Origin of the sequence: Ectothiorhodospira sp. BSL-9 (genome assembly GCF_001632845.1) — a bacterium.
GTDB lineage: Bacteria > Pseudomonadota > Gammaproteobacteria > Ectothiorhodospirales > Ectothiorhodospiraceae > Ectothiorhodospira.
This window is the reverse complement of the sequence record NZ_CP011994.1, coordinates 3,270,879-3,288,057: the sequence shown is the minus strand read 5'-3', so window position 1 is coordinate 3,288,057 and position 17,179 is coordinate 3,270,879. Positions and strand designations below refer to the sequence as shown.

General features: G+C 60.9%; 11 protein-coding genes and 1 pseudogene. 5 read left to right on the top strand and 7 right to left on the bottom strand.

Annotated features, from left to right (window positions below; all coding sequences use genetic code 11):
• Positions 1–82: 82 nt before the first annotated feature.
• The gene (gene mgtE, locus ECTOBSL9_RS15030; protein ID WP_063465731.1) at positions 83–1,468 is read right to left on the bottom strand and encodes a magnesium transporter; all 1,386 of its coding nucleotides are present in this window, start codon (positions 1,466–1,468) and stop codon (positions 83–85) included.
• A 1,094-nt stretch (positions 1,469–2,562) separates the two neighbouring features.
• On the opposite strand from mgtE, the gene ECTOBSL9_RS15020 reads away from it, so the two are divergent.
• Positions 2,563–4,206 (top strand): Na/Pi cotransporter family protein, encoded by a 1,644-nt coding sequence (locus tag ECTOBSL9_RS15020; RefSeq protein WP_063465729.1) that lies wholly within the window; start codon positions 2,563–2,565, stop codon positions 4,204–4,206.
• A 155-nt stretch (positions 4,207–4,361) separates the two neighbouring features.
• On the opposite strand, the gene ECTOBSL9_RS15015 is transcribed toward ECTOBSL9_RS15020, so the two are convergent.
• From ECTOBSL9_RS15015 to ECTOBSL9_RS15005, 3 genes are all read right to left on the bottom strand, one after another.
• Positions 4,362–4,961, bottom strand: a complete 600-nt coding sequence (locus ECTOBSL9_RS15015) for a trimeric intracellular cation channel family protein (RefSeq protein WP_205631980.1) — start codon at positions 4,959–4,961, stop codon at positions 4,362–4,364.
• A 194-nt stretch (positions 4,962–5,155) separates the two neighbouring features.
• A complete protein-coding gene (locus tag ECTOBSL9_RS15010; protein ID WP_240481005.1) occupies positions 5,156–6,310 on the bottom strand; it encodes a YihY/virulence factor BrkB family protein in 1,155 nt (384 codons plus the stop codon).
• Between the two features lie 77 nt (positions 6,311–6,387).
• A complete protein-coding gene (locus tag ECTOBSL9_RS15005) occupies positions 6,388–8,010 on the bottom strand; it encodes a methyl-accepting chemotaxis protein (protein WP_063465727.1) in 1,623 nt (540 codons plus the stop codon).
• A gap of 529 nt (positions 8,011–8,539) precedes the next feature.
• On the opposite strand from ECTOBSL9_RS15005, the gene ECTOBSL9_RS15000 reads away from it, so the two are divergent.
• From ECTOBSL9_RS15000 to ECTOBSL9_RS14985, 3 genes are all read left to right on the top strand, one after another.
• Positions 8,540–8,857 carry a hypothetical protein gene (locus ECTOBSL9_RS15000; protein WP_063465726.1) on the top strand — a complete coding sequence of 106 codons (318 nt, stop codon included), beginning with the start codon at positions 8,540–8,542 and terminating at the stop codon, positions 8,855–8,857.
• A gap of 31 nt (positions 8,858–8,888) precedes the next feature.
• Positions 8,889–10,024 (top strand): IS3 family transposase gene (locus ECTOBSL9_RS14990; protein WP_371258969.1). Its coding sequence is split into 2 segments (ribosomal slippage): positions 8,889–9,165 and positions 9,165–10,024, totalling 1,137 coding nucleotides; the frame shifts between segments, so codons are not numbered across the junction.
• Positions 10,025–10,127: 103 nt separating this feature from the next.
• Complete coding sequence (locus ECTOBSL9_RS14985; RefSeq protein ID WP_063465725.1) at positions 10,128–11,207, top strand: peroxidase family protein; 1,080 nt, start codon at positions 10,128–10,130, stop codon at positions 11,205–11,207.
• Positions 11,208–11,400: 193 nt separating this feature from the next.
• On the opposite strand, the pseudogene ECTOBSL9_RS17650 reads toward ECTOBSL9_RS14985, so the two are convergent.
• Both ECTOBSL9_RS17650 and ECTOBSL9_RS14970 read right to left on the bottom strand, forming a co-directional pair.
• Positions 11,401–11,595 (bottom strand): annotated as a pseudogene (locus ECTOBSL9_RS17650) (HigA family addiction module antitoxin); the annotation flags it as partial.
• Positions 11,596–11,752: 157 nt separating this feature from the next.
• Positions 11,753–13,879 carry a diguanylate cyclase gene (locus ECTOBSL9_RS14970; protein WP_063465722.1) on the bottom strand — a complete coding sequence of 709 codons (2,127 nt, stop codon included), beginning with the start codon at positions 13,877–13,879 and terminating at the stop codon, positions 11,753–11,755.
• A 360-nt stretch (positions 13,880–14,239) separates the two neighbouring features.
• On the opposite strand from ECTOBSL9_RS14970, the gene ECTOBSL9_RS14965 reads away from it, so the two are divergent.
• Entirely contained in the window at positions 14,240–16,111 is a 1,872-nt protein-coding gene (locus ECTOBSL9_RS14965) for a diguanylate cyclase (RefSeq protein WP_063465721.1), read from the top strand.
• Here ECTOBSL9_RS14965 and ECTOBSL9_RS14960 read toward each other — a convergent pair.
• Positions 16,060–17,109 (bottom strand): TraI domain-containing protein, encoded by a 1,050-nt coding sequence (locus ECTOBSL9_RS14960; protein ID WP_063465720.1) that lies wholly within the window; start codon positions 17,107–17,109, stop codon positions 16,060–16,062. The two genes, ECTOBSL9_RS14965 and ECTOBSL9_RS14960, sit on opposite strands and share 52 nt — an antisense overlap.
• Positions 17,110–17,179: the final 70 nt, after the last annotated feature.

Below are 17,179 nucleotides of genomic sequence, written 5' to 3'. Positions count from 1 at the left end.
TCGTCTCTTTAATATTTATCGCGTCTTATGGGCCGGTGCATCCATCGCCAGCAGGCGCGGGTGCACCGGGCAGGGTTTGGGTTCAAACGGGCATGTGCGCCGCCAGCAGCCAGGCGGCCATGCCGAAATACACCGCCAGGCCGGTGAAGTCCTTGATGGTGGTGATGAACGGGTCAGCACCCGGGGCGTGGTCCACGCCGATCTTCACCAGCAGCCAGGGCAGCAGGAAGCCCAGGATGGATGCGGTGAATACGGAAACAAACAGGGCCACACCCACCACGACGCCCAGTTGCGGGATATCGTTGGGGGCCCCTTGCCAGAAATAGGCGATCAGGCCTGCGAGTACCGCGATGAACACCCCCATGGCCAGTCCCACCAGGGCCTCGCGTACCAGGTGCGTGCGGAAGAAGCGATCCAGGTTGATGTGGCCCAGGGCCAGTCCGCGGGCAAAGATGGTGGTGGACTGGGTGCCCACGTTGCCGCCCATGTCCATCACCAGCGGGATGAAGATGGCCAGGGCGACCACGGCGGCCAGGGTGTCCTCAAAGAAGTCGATCACACCGCCCACCATCAGGCCACCGGCCAGGGTCACCATGAGAAACGCCAGACGCACCTTCACCGGATAGCCGATGCCGCCGGAGGTGAGCTTTTCCGAGCGCACCACGTCCTTGTTGTGCACCAGATTGCCGATCCCCGCCTTTTTGTAGACATCCTCGGAGGTGTCCTCTTCAATCACGTCCATGGCATCGCCGAAGCACAGCACGCCGGTCAGGCGACGGCTTTCGTCCAGTACCGGCAGAATGGGCAGGTCGGTACGCTGTAGCAAACGGGCCGCATCGGCCTTGTCCTGATGGATGGAGGCCGTGAGGCCGCGGGAATTGAGCAGGCTGCCCACGGTGCTGTCGGGTTTGGCGCGTAGCAGGGTGGCCAGGGTGACATGGCCCTGGTACTCATTGTCAGCATTGGTGACAAAGACCACGGAACTCACCTCATCTGACGAGGCTTCCAGGGTGCGCAGGCGCTCCATGGCCTCGAATACGGAAGTCTCACGGTTGACGGCGACAAAGTCCGAGCGCATCACCCGGGCGACGCTGTCCACATCATGCTGCAGGACGGTCTGCACCGCCTCCCGCTTCTTGGCGGGCAGCAGGGCCATCAGGCTGTCACCGTAGCGGCGTGGCAGCAGCGACACAGAGCGGGCAATGGTGTAACTGGGCAGGTGCGCGGCAAAGCGGGCGGCACTCTCGCGCCCCATGCTCTCCAACAGGCTGGCCTGTTCCTCGTCATCCATGTGCAGGAAGGTGGCTACGGCCTGGCGGGTTTCCATGCGCTGGAAGATGGCCAGGCGGTCGTCCGGATCGATCTCACCCAGGCGACGGGCGTTTTCCTCCGGTTCGGCGTTGATCAGGAGCGTCTTGGCTTCGTCGATGCGGCCCTGACGCAGGTGGTTGTCGATGGCGTGATCCATAATGTGATCCCTTGCGGTCTGTATGTTGAGAGCGACCGCTGGATCCGGGCAATGGGAGGCCGTACCTCCCGGGAATCACGTGTCTACCTGGGAGGCGGGCACCCCTGTCCGGAAACCGGCGGGCGGGTTGGAAATGTGATCGACCCAGCGCGCGGGCGGGCCGAGGGGGGTTCCAAAGGTCCGGGTTCAGGTTCGTCGGGCAACTTGATCACCTCCTGGGGTGAGTCCTGGTTTTTACGGGACATCGAGATCATCGAATGTGGCGGGGATGATCGGATGTGATGGTTGTCGTCATCTTGTGACGTATTGCGATATTTGATGTGCCTGGATCGTAGCGTTTCCAGTCCTTCATGAGAACCCCTTTTTTATCATTATCCGCCTGGATTGCGTTTTTATTTTCCCACTTGAACGTACGTTCAATTTTATTCCAGGCACAGGGATCCGGGCCATCCATGTCATATCAAATGGAAGGCATCAGGGCTCGTTAAAATGGATAAAACGAGCCGTGTCTTGCTTGTCACGTATCGACAAGACGACGGAGGTTCAGCGGGTCCAGGGTCTTCGGGCAAAGGGGTTTTCTCCTCAAGTCTGGGCTGATCGAGGAGACAGGGCATGCGCAGGCGCCAGACACGGTCGGCATCCCGGGGTGCCGGGGCCGATTCAGGGGGGCGGTTGGGGGTAAGGCGGGTCGCCGGTATTCCCCGTGGAACGGCATGAGAGGCCGCGCCAGCGGGGTTCCGGACGTCAGGCGGCGAGGGAATGCCGCAGGGAGGAACTCCGATGGCGTGGGGCACATGCCGTCAATAGGCCGCTGGGGCCCTGAGTGTGCCTGTTTCTACAACAGTCGCTGTCCATCGATGAGATTCAGCCTCGTCTGACGTTAGCGCCGCTGACATAAGCGACATGCCGCGAAGTTTAAACGGCCTTGTCCGGAAAATAAACCCTGATATCGGCACCCGGGATCAATGTGCAGAAACATACCCCTGTGAATTAATAAAAAGACTCTTGGGTTCGGGGGCTGGAACGCATCATAATGTCATGCATCATCTCCAATAATATGCAGTGGCTGTACGGATTCAGGAAAAGGTGATGTGATGGAATTGATCAATCTGGTGGCCGGCATCCTGCTGGTACTTTTCGGGCTGCGCTTTCTGCGTAAGGGATTTGCGCGGATCATGGGGGGTGATCTGCTGGACTGGTTGCAGGGATTCACTCGCACCCGGGCCCGAGCGTTTGTCGGTGGTGTGGCTGGCGGGGCGGTGATGCCCTCGTCCACCGCCACGGCCATGCTGTCTGTGCAGATGACGCGCCGCGGGCGCGTGTCCTGGCGCAACGTGCTGGCGGTCTTGCTCGGTGCCCAGCTGGGCACCACGGTGCTCGTGCAACTGGTCTCGTTCGATCTGCAGGACTACAACGGGCTGTTCCTGGCCCTGGGGGCGTTCCTGTTCCTGTTCGTGGAGTCCAGTCGCCCACGGGGGGTGGGGCAGTCGCTGCTGGCCTTCGGCTTCATGCTCATGGGCATGGGGCTTTTGAGTGAATCGGCCGTTGCCATGGGGTCGGACCCGGCGGTGGAAGCACTGTTTGAAGCCCTGGCCCAATTGCCGTTGCTGTTCATGCTGGGTGCCGTGCTGCTCACCCTGGTGGTGCAGAGTGCCACGGCGTCCATCGCTGTGGCCCTGGCCCTGGTGGCGGGCGGGCAGATCAGTCTGGAGATGCTGCTGCTCTGGGTGCTGGGAGCCAACATCGGTCTGTGCTTTACGGTGTTGATGGCCGGTTGGGGCGATGTGCAGGGCCGACGCCTGGGCCTGGCAGTGCTGATGGTCAAGCTGCCCCTGGCGATGGCGCTGGCGGCCATCGTGCTCTCCCTGCCCGCGCTGCCGCCGGAAGGCTGGTTGGTGGGATTGCCGCAGCAAGCCGCCTGGGTGCATACACTGTTCAACTTGCTGGCCTGCCTGGCCATCCTGGCTGCTCCCACCCTGGAGCGCTGGGTGAACACCCTCACGCCCGAGCCGGAGCGTCCGGAAAAGCCGGCCGTCATCCGTCTCGACCCGCTGCTGCTGCAAAATCCCACGCTGGCCATCAACGCCGCCATGCGTGAGACCCTGCGTGTGTTTGACGCGCTGCACCTGATGGGGGGGGCGGTGATGCAGGGGTTACGCCAGGGCGAACTGCACCCCGGCGCCATCACGGATATCGATACCCGTACCCGCGAGATCCAGCGGGTATGCCAGGAACTCACCGAGTTCCTGGATGCCATCCCGGACGACTCCCTGAGCCCTGAAGACCAGGCCCTGAAGGATACCCTGGATGATTTCATGCGCGAACTGCCGCTGATCGTGCGCACCCTGGGTCACGACATGCACGACGAGGTGCGCCGCCTGCTAAGTCACGACCACGCATCCGTGGAAGCCGCCCGTCCGCTGCTGCTGGAGGCTGCCTCCCGCTTCACCCAGCAGATGAACACCGTGGCCCGCATGCTCATGCGTGAGCGTCCGGAGCTGGGCCGCAAGATCCTGGATCGCAAGCAGGAGACCAGCCGCTGGCTGATCCAGGCCAAGCGCAATCAACCCGGGCTGCCCTATCCCGCATGGGAGGTGCTGGACGGCTTCCAGCAACTCAACCGGCGTCTCAGTGGGGTGGTGTATGTGTACTGCCACGACGAACCGGGGGCTGAGGCCTTGCAGAATGATAATGGCGATGGCCTGCCGGCGCTGGACACAGCCGGGCCACCCCGATAACCCGTGTCGGATTGGCACCGCCCATGAGTGCCAGATCGAAAGCATTCCCGACTCAGGTGCAGGTGTCAGGATTGTTCGGCCCCTGACAATTCCCTGCCGGGCGTCGCCCCGCCATGATGTCATCCAGGCAGGGGCATTCTCGGTGCGGATATGCTTTAAACACGAATTACCGGCAGGTTGATGCCCCAACGGATCGCGATGAGGCGCAGTGCCACAACGGTGGAAAAACCTGCACCGAAGGCCACGAGGTCGTTGACGCCAGCGGCCATCGCCAGCAGGTAAACCACCACACCGCACAAGGCGGCGGTGGCGTAGATCTCCTTTTGCAGGATCAGGGGGACGCGAGCGGTGATGACGTCCCGCAACATGCCACCCATGGTGCCCGTCATCACCCCCATAATGATGACGATGAGCGGTGAATGCCCGGCGGCCAGGGCTAGCGTGGCGCCGGATATGGCGAACAACGCCAGCCCCAGGGTGTCGGCCACGAGGAAAAGTGTCCCGGGAGGAGGGCGCCATTTCAGGTACAAGATGGTGGTGACGGCTGAAGCGATGATGACCACCAGATACCACGGATCCACCACCCAGAAGATCGGATGTCGGTCCAGGAGCAGGTCGCGGATGGTGCCGCCTCCGATGGCTGTCAGGGTGGCGACCATGATTAACCCGAAGATGTCCAGGTTCCGGTCACGCGCGGCGAGTACACCGCTGGCCGCAAACACAGCCACACCTATCAGGTCGAAGTAGTAGAGCATCAAAAGACTCGATGGAAAGGCGGGAACGAAGGTGGCCGCTACCGTGGGGGCATGCGAGGGCGCCAGTATAGTCCCTGCACAGGGAGCGCTCCAGAAGAGGCCATCAAGGCAGACCAAACAGCAGGACCTGAGCATTCTCTCCTTGGGGTATGGTCACCCAGATAGTCCCGGATCGCCCGTTGGTGATCATGGACTCAGCTTTTTTGCACTTCTTCGACCAATTCCCGGCGCACACAAATCGCCGTGCTCTTGGGTACGATGGGCATGCCTCTGCCTTCAAGGTGTGCGCGCGTAAATGCAGCCCCGAACAGGAGGATTATGGAGGAATAGTTCACCCAGAGCAGGAGCAGCGCCAGAGAGCCGGCAGCGCCATAGGTTGATGCAGTTGCAGTGTAGGCCAGGTAGATGGAGATCAGGGAGCGACCCACAGTGAACAGCACTGCAGTGATTAAAGCACCGAGCAGGACGTCTCGCCAGGACAGCAGCACGTCTGGCAGGATCCTGAAGATTGCCGCGAACAGGAACGTGATCACGAGTAACGACAGGGATATCTCCATGCCCACCATCGCCCAACCAGGAACGGGTAGCCATTCCTCCGCGAATCCCATGACGCCACGCAAAGCCACTGATAATATGAGCGAGACCAACAGGATGAATCCAATGACCAGAATGATGGTCAGCGACAGCACCCGGCTCTTGACGAAGATCCAGACGCCGCTCCTGGAAGGTCGGGGCGCGACGTCCCAGATCTGATTCAGGGACAACTGCAGTTGGGCGAAAACCGTGGTGGCACCGACGATGGTGGCGACGATCCCAATCAACGCCGGCCAGATGCCACTCTGATCGACCTGCGAATTGATCACTGCTGTCTGCACCACGCCTGCAGCCTCCGGACCGAGAGTCCCCTCGAGCTGCTCGAAGAGTTCACCCCGGACAGCACTCTCGCCAACCACCAGCCCGACCAGAGTGATAATCACTACCAGGATGGGTGCGATGGAGAAAACGGTGAAGAATGCCAGCGCTGCGCCATATATGAAGGCCTGGCTTGCCAGCCAATGCCGGTTCGCAGCAGCCAGAATGCTGAGCCAGTACCTCACCGGAGCGGGGAGTTTTTCGTAGATACCGTAAGGCATGGATCGAAAGTAACTTATCTTTGGAGTCAATGTCGATTTGTTACTATCCAGGTTGAAGTGTGTCGTGTTGAACATTTCCCCGGTCCGTCCACGTTGAAACCGACGACGGCCGGGCCCACTGCCGTTGCGGCCATGGCCGCCGGCACGAACCAGAAACTGGAGCGAACGCGTTTCCAGTACTTCGTGATCTGGATTTTCACGACGACGACCAGCCATTCATTCGCATTGCCTCCAGGGTCGAACGGCTTTCCACCGAAACGCCCAAGCCACGAATCTGAATCGGGGAGGCGTGATCAGACCTTGAAGCTTCCCACGCGGTTTTGCAGATCCGCGGCGAGGCGTGCCAACTCCTCACTGGCGGCAGAGATCTGTTCGGCGCCCGAGGCAGTGTGCTCGACCCCATCGCTGATATTGACCACGTTACGGTTGACCTCCTCGGCCACTGCCGATTGTTCCTCGGCGGCACTGGCGATCTGGGCGTTCATGTCGTTGATGGTCCCAATGGAACGACTGATCACCTGCAGGTATTCGCCTGCCCGGGCCGCCTGCTCAACGCCTGCCCGCGCCTTGCTGCGCCCTTCGCCCATGGACTTGACCGCCCGGGCGGCACCGGACTGCAGGCGTTCGATCATTTCCTGAACCTCGTTGGTGGAGGACTGAGTGCGGGAGGCCAGGGTCCGAACCTCGTCGGCCACCACCGCAAAGCCCCGCCCCTGCTCACCGGCCCGCGCGGCCTCGATGGCGGCGTTCAGGGCGAGCAGGTTGGTCTGCTCGGCGATTCCACGGATCACATCCAGCACCTTGCCGATCTCGTCGCTGTCGGCCGACACGGTACCGATGACCTCGGCGGACTCTTCCACCTGCCGGGCCAGTGCCTGGATGGTTTCGATGGTGCGCTCCACTTCCTGAGTGCCTTCCCTGGACTGCTCATCGGTGCTTCGCGTGGTGCTGGCCGCCTCCGAGGCATTGCGGGCCACTTCCTGGACCGTGGTTGCCATCTCGTTCATGGCGGTGGCCACCTGTTCCACCTCTGACTGCTGGTTACGCACCTGCTGACGCGTCTCGCCACTGGTGGCAGACAGTTCCTCGGCCGCCGCCGCCAACTGCGCGGAGGCCCCTACCACCTGCTTCACCAGGCCATGCACGCGATCGGCGAACCCGTTGAAGGCTCGGGACAGGTCGGCCACCTCGTCGCGCCCCTGCACCGGCAGGCGCTGAGTCAGATCCCCATCGCCCTCGGCGATGGACTGCAGATGAGCCGTTGTATTCTTCAGGGGCGTAACGATGGCCCGGGTCAACAGCCAGCCCAACAGCACAGCCAGGGCCAACGCTGCCAGGGCAGCGACACTCATGGTGGTGGTGGATGCCACGGCGGTACGCTCCGCCTGAGCATTCACGACCCCTCGCTGACGCGTAAGCCCGTCACCCAGGTCGTCCAGCAAACCCCGGAGTGTCTCCAGATGGCCCAGGGTCTGCCCCTGGTAGATGTCCAGTCCCTGTTGACGATCACCGTTTTCCACGGCTCGCAGGATGCGGATGGCCGTCTGGTGGAGTTCGCGGTGGGGTTGCTCGATGGCGTTGAAGGTACGCCGGAAATCGCTGGGGGCCTGATCAAAGGCGTCGCTGTCCCGAAAACTGTAGTACCACTGCCCGAAGTCGCATTGGGTATAGTCCAGCTGCCCCTGAAATTCGGTACCCAATACAAAGACATTGGCCAGATCGTTGACCCAGACCAGGTGATCCACCTCCTTTTCCACCTGGAAGATGGCCTGCTCGTAAGTGTCCGCCACACGCGCCTGGGCGTCGCCCATGCGATTCAGGCCATTCCATCCCACCAGCGCGATCATCAGCAGGATCAAAAGAACGATCGTGAAGGAGGCCGCCAGCTTGCGGCCGATGGTCAGGGAAGACAGCATGGTTCAGGTATCCGTACTGAGCGCGTCAGGCGCACCTTGTGCGTGTTCGGGGTTATCGGCATTGTCAGGCGGTTCTTGATTGCGCCCCGGATACGCCCCGGCTCACGGCTACGCATCCGGTGCGGCTATTCTCCCGAGAAAAGGCGAGAAATCGTGTACTCAGCCCGTCTCAAGGATGGGAATTCGGTCATGGTGACCGACCCGGACAGGCGGCTTCCCCGCGACCAATCCAGTTGGGTGCGCTGATGACCTGCCATGCCGTTGGCGCCACCGGCCTAGACGATCCGCGCGCACTGTCGTGTAGAGAGATGGGGCGAGTCCTGTCGCCGGCTTGGAAAGAGGTACTCGCAACTGGACCAGGTAACAGCCCCTGAGTTTGCTGTCGATCGCCAGATTGGATCGGACTGGACATTCTGTACACAAGGGCTATAAGCCAAGCAAGAGAGTAGGGATTACCCTTGAGTCACACACAGAGGAGGTCACTACAGTCCTATCGAGATGACGTTGCAGTTTCATGAGGAGTATACCCATGCATGGTGAATATCTTCGGGGCCATTGTCCTCAAAAGGGCGTGTTTGGCCGGCCCGGTCGTTTTGGCCGGATGTTTCCGCACCTGCGCTCCCTCAAGGAGTCGCATCTCCCTCAACCTGCACAACCTCATGCCCTGGGGGCCGCCGATGGCCCCATGAAGGACGAACTTGGGGACGAGGGCGACAATCCCGGCATCCCCGCCGGCTTCACCTTCTTCGGTCAGTTTGTCGATCACGACATTACCTTCGACCCCACCTCCAGCCTGGAATCCCAGAACGATCCTGAGGTGGACCCCAAGATTCGGACCAGGGGTTAAGCTCTGATCATTCCGACAGGAGAATCTGATCATGAGCAGGAAACGCAAGCAATACAGCGCCGACTTCAAGGCCAAGGTGGCCCTTGAAGCCCTCAAAGGGGAACAGACCACCTCGGAGCTGGCAGCCCGCTTCGAGATCCATCCGACCATGGTGAGTCAGTGGCGGCGTGAGTTGCTGGACAAGGCGACGGGGATCTTCGAGGGCAAGGGTGGGGGCAAGGCGGCCCAGAAGACTCAGGAGGAGATCGACACCCTGTACCGTGAGATCGGCAAGCTGACGGTGGAACGCGATTTTTTATCACGCAGGCTCGGTCGTTGAGCCGGGCCCAGCGACAGGCCCTGGTGGAGCCGCAGGCGGTTGATGTCAGCGTCCGGCGACAGTGTCAGTTGCTCGACATCAGCCGTTCTTCGGTGTACTACCGGCCCAAGCCGACCCAGGATAGCGACCTGGAGCTGATGCGCCTGATTGACGAGGAATACCTGCGAAGGCCGTTCTATGGTTCGCGGCGGATGAGGGCCTACCTCAACCGCTTGAGCCACCCGGTAAACCGCAAGCGAGTCCAGCGGCTGATGCGCCAGATGGGCCTGCACGCCGTGTATCCGAGGCCGCGCACCAGTCGACCGGGCGAGGGCCACCAGATCTATCCCTACCTGCTGCGGGATCTGGTGATCGATCGTCCCAACCAGGTCTGGGCGACCGATGTGACGTTCATCCCGATGGCCCGGGGGTTCATGTACCTGGTGGCCATCATGGACTGGCACAGTCGTCGTGTGCTCTCCTGGCGTGTGTCGAACACCCTGGACACCGACTTCTGCATTGATGCCCTTGAGGAGGCTCTGGCACGCCATGGGCGACCCGAGATATTCAACACGGACCAAGGCTGCCAGTTCACCAGCAAGGCGTTCACCCAGGTGCTGAAAGACCACAAAATCCAGATCAGCATGGACGGTAAGGGCTGTTACCAGGACAACATCTTTGTGGAGCGGCTCTGGCGCAGCGTGAAGTACGAGTGCGTCTACCTGAAGGCCTTTGATAATGGCGTCCACTTACGCCAGGATCTGAAGCAGTACTTCACCTGGTACAACGCCGAGCGGCCCCATCAGGGGCTGGACGACGCAACACCGGATGAGGTTTACTTCAACCAACCTCTGACTCGGGCGGCCTGACGCCTGAGAGCTACAACCCCGGTTAGAGCTTAACCCCCCTGTCAGGTGGTCCAGTGGATGGGGTCCACTTCATCCTCAGGCGTTGCGTAACTTCCGCACCCCCATGATGGAACTGGATTCCCTTTACGGGGCAGGTCCGGCGGCCCAGCCCTACCTTTATGATGGTGAGGGCCGGTTCCTCACATCGGCCGAGGGCGATCATGATGTCCTCAGGAACCATCGTGGCACCGCCATCATTGGCGATCCCCGAAACGATGAGAATCTCATTGTCTCCCAACTGCACCTGGCCTTTGCCAAATTCCACAATCAGGTATTTGACGAGGAGGCAGGCCGGGATTTCGAGGAGGCCCAGAGACTCGTACGGTGGCATTATCAGTGGATTGTCCTGCACGACTATTTGCCACGTATCTGTGGTCAGGCGCGGGTGGACGACATCTTGGATCACGGGCGCCGCTACTACTGGTTTGCCGAAGAGCCATACATGCCGGTGGAATTTAGCGTCGCCGCCTTCCGCTTCGGACACAGTCAGGTACGGGCCGGCTACCGCATCAACGCTACCGCAGGTGGGGCACGACTGTTCCCGGCCGAGGCAGATGCGCCGCGAGACGAGGGACTCAGCGATCTTCGTGGCGGAGTGCCTGTTGCCAGGGAACACACGGTGGACTGGTCGAGTTTTCTGGGAGATGGCCAGGGTGTTCAGCCCAGTCGCCTGATCAACTCCCGGCTCAATGAGTCGTTGCTATTTCTGCCGGATTCGGTGGTGCCACCGGGCATACCGGATGAGGCACGCTCACTCGCCGCCCGCAATCTCAAACGGGGTGCTGCCTTTTCCTTGCCGTCGGGGCAATCGGTGGCAGCCTGCATGGGGGCCGATGTGCTCAGCCAGGAGGAACTCTGGGGCCATGTGTCCGGACTGCCAACACCCCTGCCAGTACCCGCACCGTTGTGGTACTACATCCTGCGCGAAGCCGAAATGCGCGAGTCCGGCCAGCACTTGGGCGAGGTGGGTGGCCAGATCGTGGCCGAGGTGCTGATTGGTCTTCTGGAAGGAGATCGGGCGAGCTTCGTTAATCACGCCCCCCATTGGAGACCCACCTTGCCCTCCAAGGAAGAAGGGCACTTCACACTGGAAGATCTGGTCAACATTGCCCAGCGCAGTCACCAATCCCAGGCCGCCGCCTGATCAGCATGTGACGACCTTGTAGTCGATCTGCAAGACACCATGGGCATGGAAGCCCGAACTTATGCTGGCCTTGGTGGTTTGCCAATTCAGGGTGTGTTGCAGGAACACCGTGCGCTGGCGCTTTGCAGCCGGGCGCTGTGTCAATCCCCCGAGCCCGGTCACCGCCCAGGAGGGTCGTTCCATGGAACGCGATTGGAACGGGGCCAACCGACTGATTCGCGAGGTCAGCCATCTCGGGGCTGACAGAGCTGCGCCCCTGAAGCACTCGGGCTACGGTAGATGGGGAAACCTGAAGCTTGGAGGCGAGGTGTCGTGCGCTCAGGCCGAATGGCTCAAGATAGACCTCGCGGATGAATTCACCGGGATGGGGAGGATTGTGCATAGCCATCAGTGATGGTCCTCGTAATCCAGTACGTAGGTCAGGGGCGGAAGGTCGGTACTTTGGTGGCGATGGGCGCGAGACCTTCATGCTCCGACCCCGGATGACTGGACAGGCATTCAAGGGCAGGCAGCTATAAATTCCCTTCAATACCGGCATCCGATGGTCACATCTGCGGTGTGAAACTCACCACCTGGTTTCGTCCCTGGCTCTTGGCTTGGTAAAGCGCCTGATCGGTGCGTCTGATGAGATCGCGCATCGTCTCGCCAGGACAGAATTGGGCAACACCGAGACTGATCGTCACGCGCCCAACCGTCTTGAAGGCCTTTTCCTCAATGCGACGTCGCATGCCCTCTGCCGCCTGAGCAGCCTGTTCCTGCGATGTCTCGGGCAACAGGGCGATGAACTCCTCTCCACCCCAGCGGGCGAGCACATCTGCAGCCCGTCGGCATCGGTCGAGGCATTGCGCCAGCGCGTACAAGACTTCGTCGCCCACTTCGTGGCCAAAGCGATCATTGAGTGATTTGAAATGATCCACATCCAGGAGCATGACGGAGAACGGGTGACCATAGCGTTCTGCCCGCTGCAGTTCCCTTTCCAGCACGCTTTCGAAATGGCGCCGATTGGGGATGGCTGTCAGGGTATCCTCGAAGGCTTGCCGATGCAGTTCCCTCTCGTAGCGCTTTTGCAGGCTGATGTCCCGTATCAGGGTTGAAAAGCGCAAGGCATCGCCGTTTTCCGGCGGATGCGCCACCACCGTCTGGTGAACGGGTGTTTCTTCTCCCTGGGCATCGATGATGACCGACTCGCCGCACCAATGCCCGGACTGCAAGGCTGCCGGAAAACCCTCCTTCAGCACCCGCTGAATCGCCCGGTCCGGCTGCAAATCCTGCAGGGAAACGGGCGCTGGCCCACCAGGCTGCGGGAGACCCTCCGGCAAATCCCAGAACGCCAGGCCGGCTCGATTCATGTAATGAATACGGCCTTGTTCATCACAGGAGCATACGATATCCGGCGCCGCTTCCAGGATCTGTACGATCTTCTCCTTCTCCTGCCAGGCCTGACGCTGTTCCGTGATGTCCTCTCCCGAGCAGAGGACCGCCTCGGGGAGTCCGCGTTCATCCCTCAGGGTCACAGCCGTCCAACGAATCCAGCGTTTTTCTCCGGTGCGCGTCAGGATGGGGGAATCCATCCTGGACTCATGAAGCCGCAGGATATGATTCGTCATCATGGCGTTGAATCGTGCCCGCATGTCATGGCGATAACGCTCGGGCACAAACTGCTCAAACCAGTCCAGGCCGATAATGGACCGCGCATCGCATTTCAGGGTGCTGCAGGCGCGCTGATTGGCCATTTCGATGATGCCATTCCTCCCGAGGGTCAGCATGATCACCCCGGCAGTGTTCAGATACGCCTGGGCGCGTTGCTGGGCCTGATGGGCTTGTTGTTCAGCACGCTTGATCTGGCTGATCTCCACGTGGGTGCCCATCAATCGCCGGGGCTGGCCTTCATCATCATATTCGATAACCTGACCGCGGCCCTGCACCCATGCCCAGCCGCCATGGGCACGCTCGTAGCGAAACTCGATGGTGAAACGATCATTTACCATCAGCTGACGACGCCACTGTTCGTCCACGTCCTTCAGGTCATCGGGATGCACCATGGCCCGCCACTGGGCGTAACTCAACGCGCCGGGGGTATCGGACGCATAGCCGAGCATGTTCCAGCAGTTGGCGTCCCAGTGGATCCGGTCTTCGGCCAAATCCCATTCCCAGATACCGAATCGCGCCGCCTGTTGAACGAGGCGAAACCGCATCTCTCTGCGGCGCAGTTCCTCCTCCTGCCATTTGCGATCGGTAATATCGTGCACGGTGCCGATCATTCGTAGCGGTCGGCCGGCATCATCAAACTCCACTTTGCCGCGTTCACGGACGATGCGTATGGTCCCGTCGGGGCGCAGAATGCGGTGCTCGATATCGTAGGCATCCCCCGCGAGCGCGGCATCAACGGCCGCCTGCACCCTGTCTTGATCCTCGGGGTGCACCAGTGACATGAAGGCCTCGTGGGTGGCATGCCAGGCATCGGGAGAAAGCCCAAAAATCCGGTAAACCTCCGGAGACCAACGAATCACGTCCTCCTGGAAATCCGACAGCCAACTGCCCACCTGGGCAATGCGCTGTGCCTCCAGTAGTTCGTTCTCAAGGGAGATGCAGGGGGAAGATCTGGGACCGTCCGATGGTTCAGCGCCAGGCCCATCACTGCCGCTGATCGTGTCGCCCTCCTGGACTTCCATGACGGTTTTTTGCGGCTTTTTCGGCATCCTGGGATGGCCCTAATATGCGAAATATCAATCCATGCCCACTCACTGTCCGCTGTAACATCGGATTCAAGCATGGAAACGGTCTAAGCAGTGTATCCCACACCCTGTTCTAGAACCTTGAGCGCACTCAATCTCAGGGGAGGACGTCATGCCACTCCCCATGAACACGGCAGTTGGCCAGGAACAGCCCAGGGTGTGATGGGGCCTGGGAAGTCAGGGCCTGCTTTCGCGGTGATCGTTTCGTTGGGCGATTTGGCCATTTCATGTCACTTACCCGGGGTTGAGGGCGTATCCTTGTAGAGATACGTCACTCAAACAGTCGCGAGGTTTCCTGTGACCATCAGTCGCCTGCAGACCAAGACCATGGGCGCCCTGCTTTTGGTCATGCTCATCATGATGCTGGTCATTGGGCTGTCCAGCATGGTGCTGATCCGGGATTTTTCTGTGCGCTCTGCCACCGAGCACACCCGCACGGCAGCAGAGATGATCCGTGTCTCCCTCACCGAAGCCATGATCAATGACACCATTGACCGCCGGGCCTCCATGCTCCGGCGGCTGGCGGAAGTGAACAGCCTCAATGAGGTGCGGGTCATCCGCGGCGAACAGGTGATCGAGCAGTATGGCGAGGGGCTGGCGATGGAGACCGGGGCCGATGACATCGACCGCCAGGTACTGGAGAGTGGGCAGCCGTATTTCGGGTTGATCGGGGGGCTGTTCGGCGAGGAGTTTCGCGCCACCATTCCCTACATTGCCTCCTCCAACGGCGACATCAACTGCATGGCCTGTCATCAGGCGCCCGAGGGGGCGGCCCTGGGTGCCGTGACCCTCACCGCATCCGTAGATCACATGAAGACCGCCGGCATGGCCACGGCCCTGTTTCTGGTGGCCATCATGGGGCTGTTTGCCATCCTGTCCATCGCCTTTCTGAAACGCATGCTCCGCCCCCTGGTAGAAACCACCCAGGAGATCCGTCAGGCTGCCAGCCTGGCCAGCAGCGGGGATTTCAGCCAGCGGGTACGCAGTCGCAGTCATGATGAGATCGGGCAGATCGCTATCCATTTCAATCAGATGGCCGATGCCATCACCCACAAACTCACCGAAATTCGGGATCACGTGGCCCAGTTGGTGAATACCGTGCCAGACCCCAAAGCCAACCTGCTGCAGGAGACCTCCTCCACCGTCTCCGGGCTGGTCAAAGTGGCTCAGTTCAAACAGGCCATCGAGGAGGATCAGACCACCGAGGAGGTATTCTTCCGCTTGAGCGAGGTCCTGCGCACCGAGTTTGGCATGGAGCATTTCTCCATCTACCAAGTGGACCGGGAAAAGCGCCTGATGGAGACGGTGATCGTGGATGGGGTGCCGCATGACGAGATACGTTGGTGCCATCCTGACATTCTGGAGCAATGCACCACCTGCCGGGCCGTGCGCACCGGTCATGCCATCGACGGCCTTGAAAATCCCAATCTATGCCGTGCGTTCAGCCAGGACGCCCTGGCCGATGGGCGCAGCTATCTCTGCCTGCCCGTCATCCAGTCCGGCGGCGTGGGCAGCGTGGTGCAACTGGTGGTGCCACCTCAGAACATCCCGGCGCTCACCCGTGCGCGCCCCCTGATCAGCGCCTATTTGCGCGAAGCGGCACCGGTGCTTCAGGCCAAGGGTTTGATGGCCAGCCTGCGCGAATCCAGTCTCAAGGACGCCATGACCGGCCTGCGCAACCGCCGTTTCCTGGAGGAGTATTCCGACAGCCTGGTGGCCCAATGCAAGCGTCGCAAGATGTCCATGACGCTGATGATGCTGGACCTGGACTATTTCAAGACGGTGAACGACACCCACGGGCACGATGTGGGCGACCAGATCCTGCGGGAGTTGGCCGGTATCTTCCCGGCTCACCTGCGCGAATCCGACCTGGTCATTCGCTACGGTGGTGAGGAGTTCATGGTCATCCTGCTGGATACCGGCGCCGAAGCGGCCGTGGAAGTGGCCAACAAGATCCGCGAGGCGGTGGAGGCACACCCCTTCAAGGTGGCAGGTGGTGACCTTTACAAGACTCTCTCCATCGGTCTGGCAGCCTACCCGGACGATGCCCAGGCCTTCTGGCAGGTGCTCAAATATGCCGACGTGGCCCTATATGCCGCCAAGGATAACGGCCGCAATCAGGTGGTACGCTTCATGCCGGAAATGTGGCCCCCGGGTGGGGAGTATTGAGGCGCGCGCCTGGAGCAGGGAGGCTGCACACCACCGCACCATGAGATCCCGCCGGGGTGGGCAAAAAAATCAAGCACTTGAGGGGTGGTTGGCCGTTTGGTGTGATAGCCCGGAAAACGTCCCGCAAGTGCTTGATTTTTGGTTTTTTCTGGTGGGCGGATGGCTACCGAAAGCGCTCTATAAGTATCTGATGAATAAGTCAAAAATAAATTTTCTAAATTTTGTTGCCCCCAGAGTTGCCCCGGTATCGCATGAATAGTATCTGAGCGTTCGGACATCCCTCTCTCCCGATCGTCATCATCAAAGAACTTCGGATAGGCTTGGGCGAAGAGCGCCTGTTCCGAGGCCAGCCAAGCCAATCCGCGGGTCGGCATGATGTGATGGACCAGCAGGGGCGTGACCCGCTCATGAAAGCCATGACGCCGCCGTGGTCTGTAGGTCACCGTGTAAGCATGGCAGCGCGGCACGCCTGTCATGGGGCCGGCCAGGGGATCCCAGGTGCCGATGGATTGGCCATCGGCCCCATATAGGGTGACCCACTGATCCACCGCCGTTTTACCCAGGTCATGGAGCAGGGCGGCCATGGCCACCGCATAGGTCCACAGATCATGCTGCCTGGCAATGCGCTCAGGCTCGCCGCCGATCGGCAGCAATCGCCCACGGCGGATCAGCAGGGCCTGATGGATCACCTCGAGGGTATGATCAAGCAGCCCTCCCAGGCTCGCATGATGGTGGGCCTGGGAGGCGGGCAATTGCTGCACGAAGCTGGCGTATTGCCGGATAGGCCACAAGACCAGGGCCTGATGATGTGGGCCGGGCAGGCCGGTCAACCTGGCAATCTGGGCCAGCACGGCCTGGCGGTGTGTGGGTGTGAAGAGGGTCTGCGCGTCCTGGATCGGTATCAGGAGCGATGGCGATCCTACCGCGTCCGTGCCGTGAAGGCTTCTGCCCGGCTGATGGCCCAGGGAGCGTGTGATCCAGGAGGTCAGGGCGTTCATGAGGGCATGGTAGGGCGGGCGCGGGGCGTCCCCAAGCGTTTATGGTCTATTGGGAGAGTGGGGTTTTTCG

Coding starts and splice junctions, on each gene's coding strand:
- mgtE (WP_063465731.1), bottom strand. CDS start 1,468: ATGGATCACGCCATCGACAACCACCTGCGTCAGGGCCGCATCGACGAA.
- ECTOBSL9_RS15020 (WP_063465729.1), top strand. CDS start 2,563: ATGGAATTGATCAATCTGGTGGCCGGCATCCTGCTGGTACTTTTCGGG.
- ECTOBSL9_RS15015 (WP_205631980.1), bottom strand. CDS start 4,961: ATGCTCTACTACTTCGACCTGATAGGTGTGGCTGTGTTTGCGGCCAGC.
- ECTOBSL9_RS15010 (WP_240481005.1), bottom strand. CDS start 6,310: ATGGCTGGTCGTCGTCGTGAAAATCCAGATCACGAAGTACTGGAAACG.
- ECTOBSL9_RS15005 (WP_063465727.1), bottom strand. CDS start 8,010: ATGCTGTCTTCCCTGACCATCGGCCGCAAGCTGGCGGCCTCCTTCACG.
- ECTOBSL9_RS15000 (WP_063465726.1), top strand. CDS start 8,540: ATGCATGGTGAATATCTTCGGGGCCATTGTCCTCAAAAGGGCGTGTTT.
- ECTOBSL9_RS14985 (WP_063465725.1), top strand. CDS start 10,128: ATGATGGAACTGGATTCCCTTTACGGGGCAGGTCCGGCGGCCCAGCCC.
- ECTOBSL9_RS14970 (WP_063465722.1), bottom strand. CDS start 13,879: ATGGAAGTCCAGGAGGGCGACACGATCAGCGGCAGTGATGGGCCTGGC.
- ECTOBSL9_RS14960 (WP_063465720.1), bottom strand. CDS start 17,109: ATGAACGCCCTGACCTCCTGGATCACACGCTCCCTGGGCCATCAGCCG.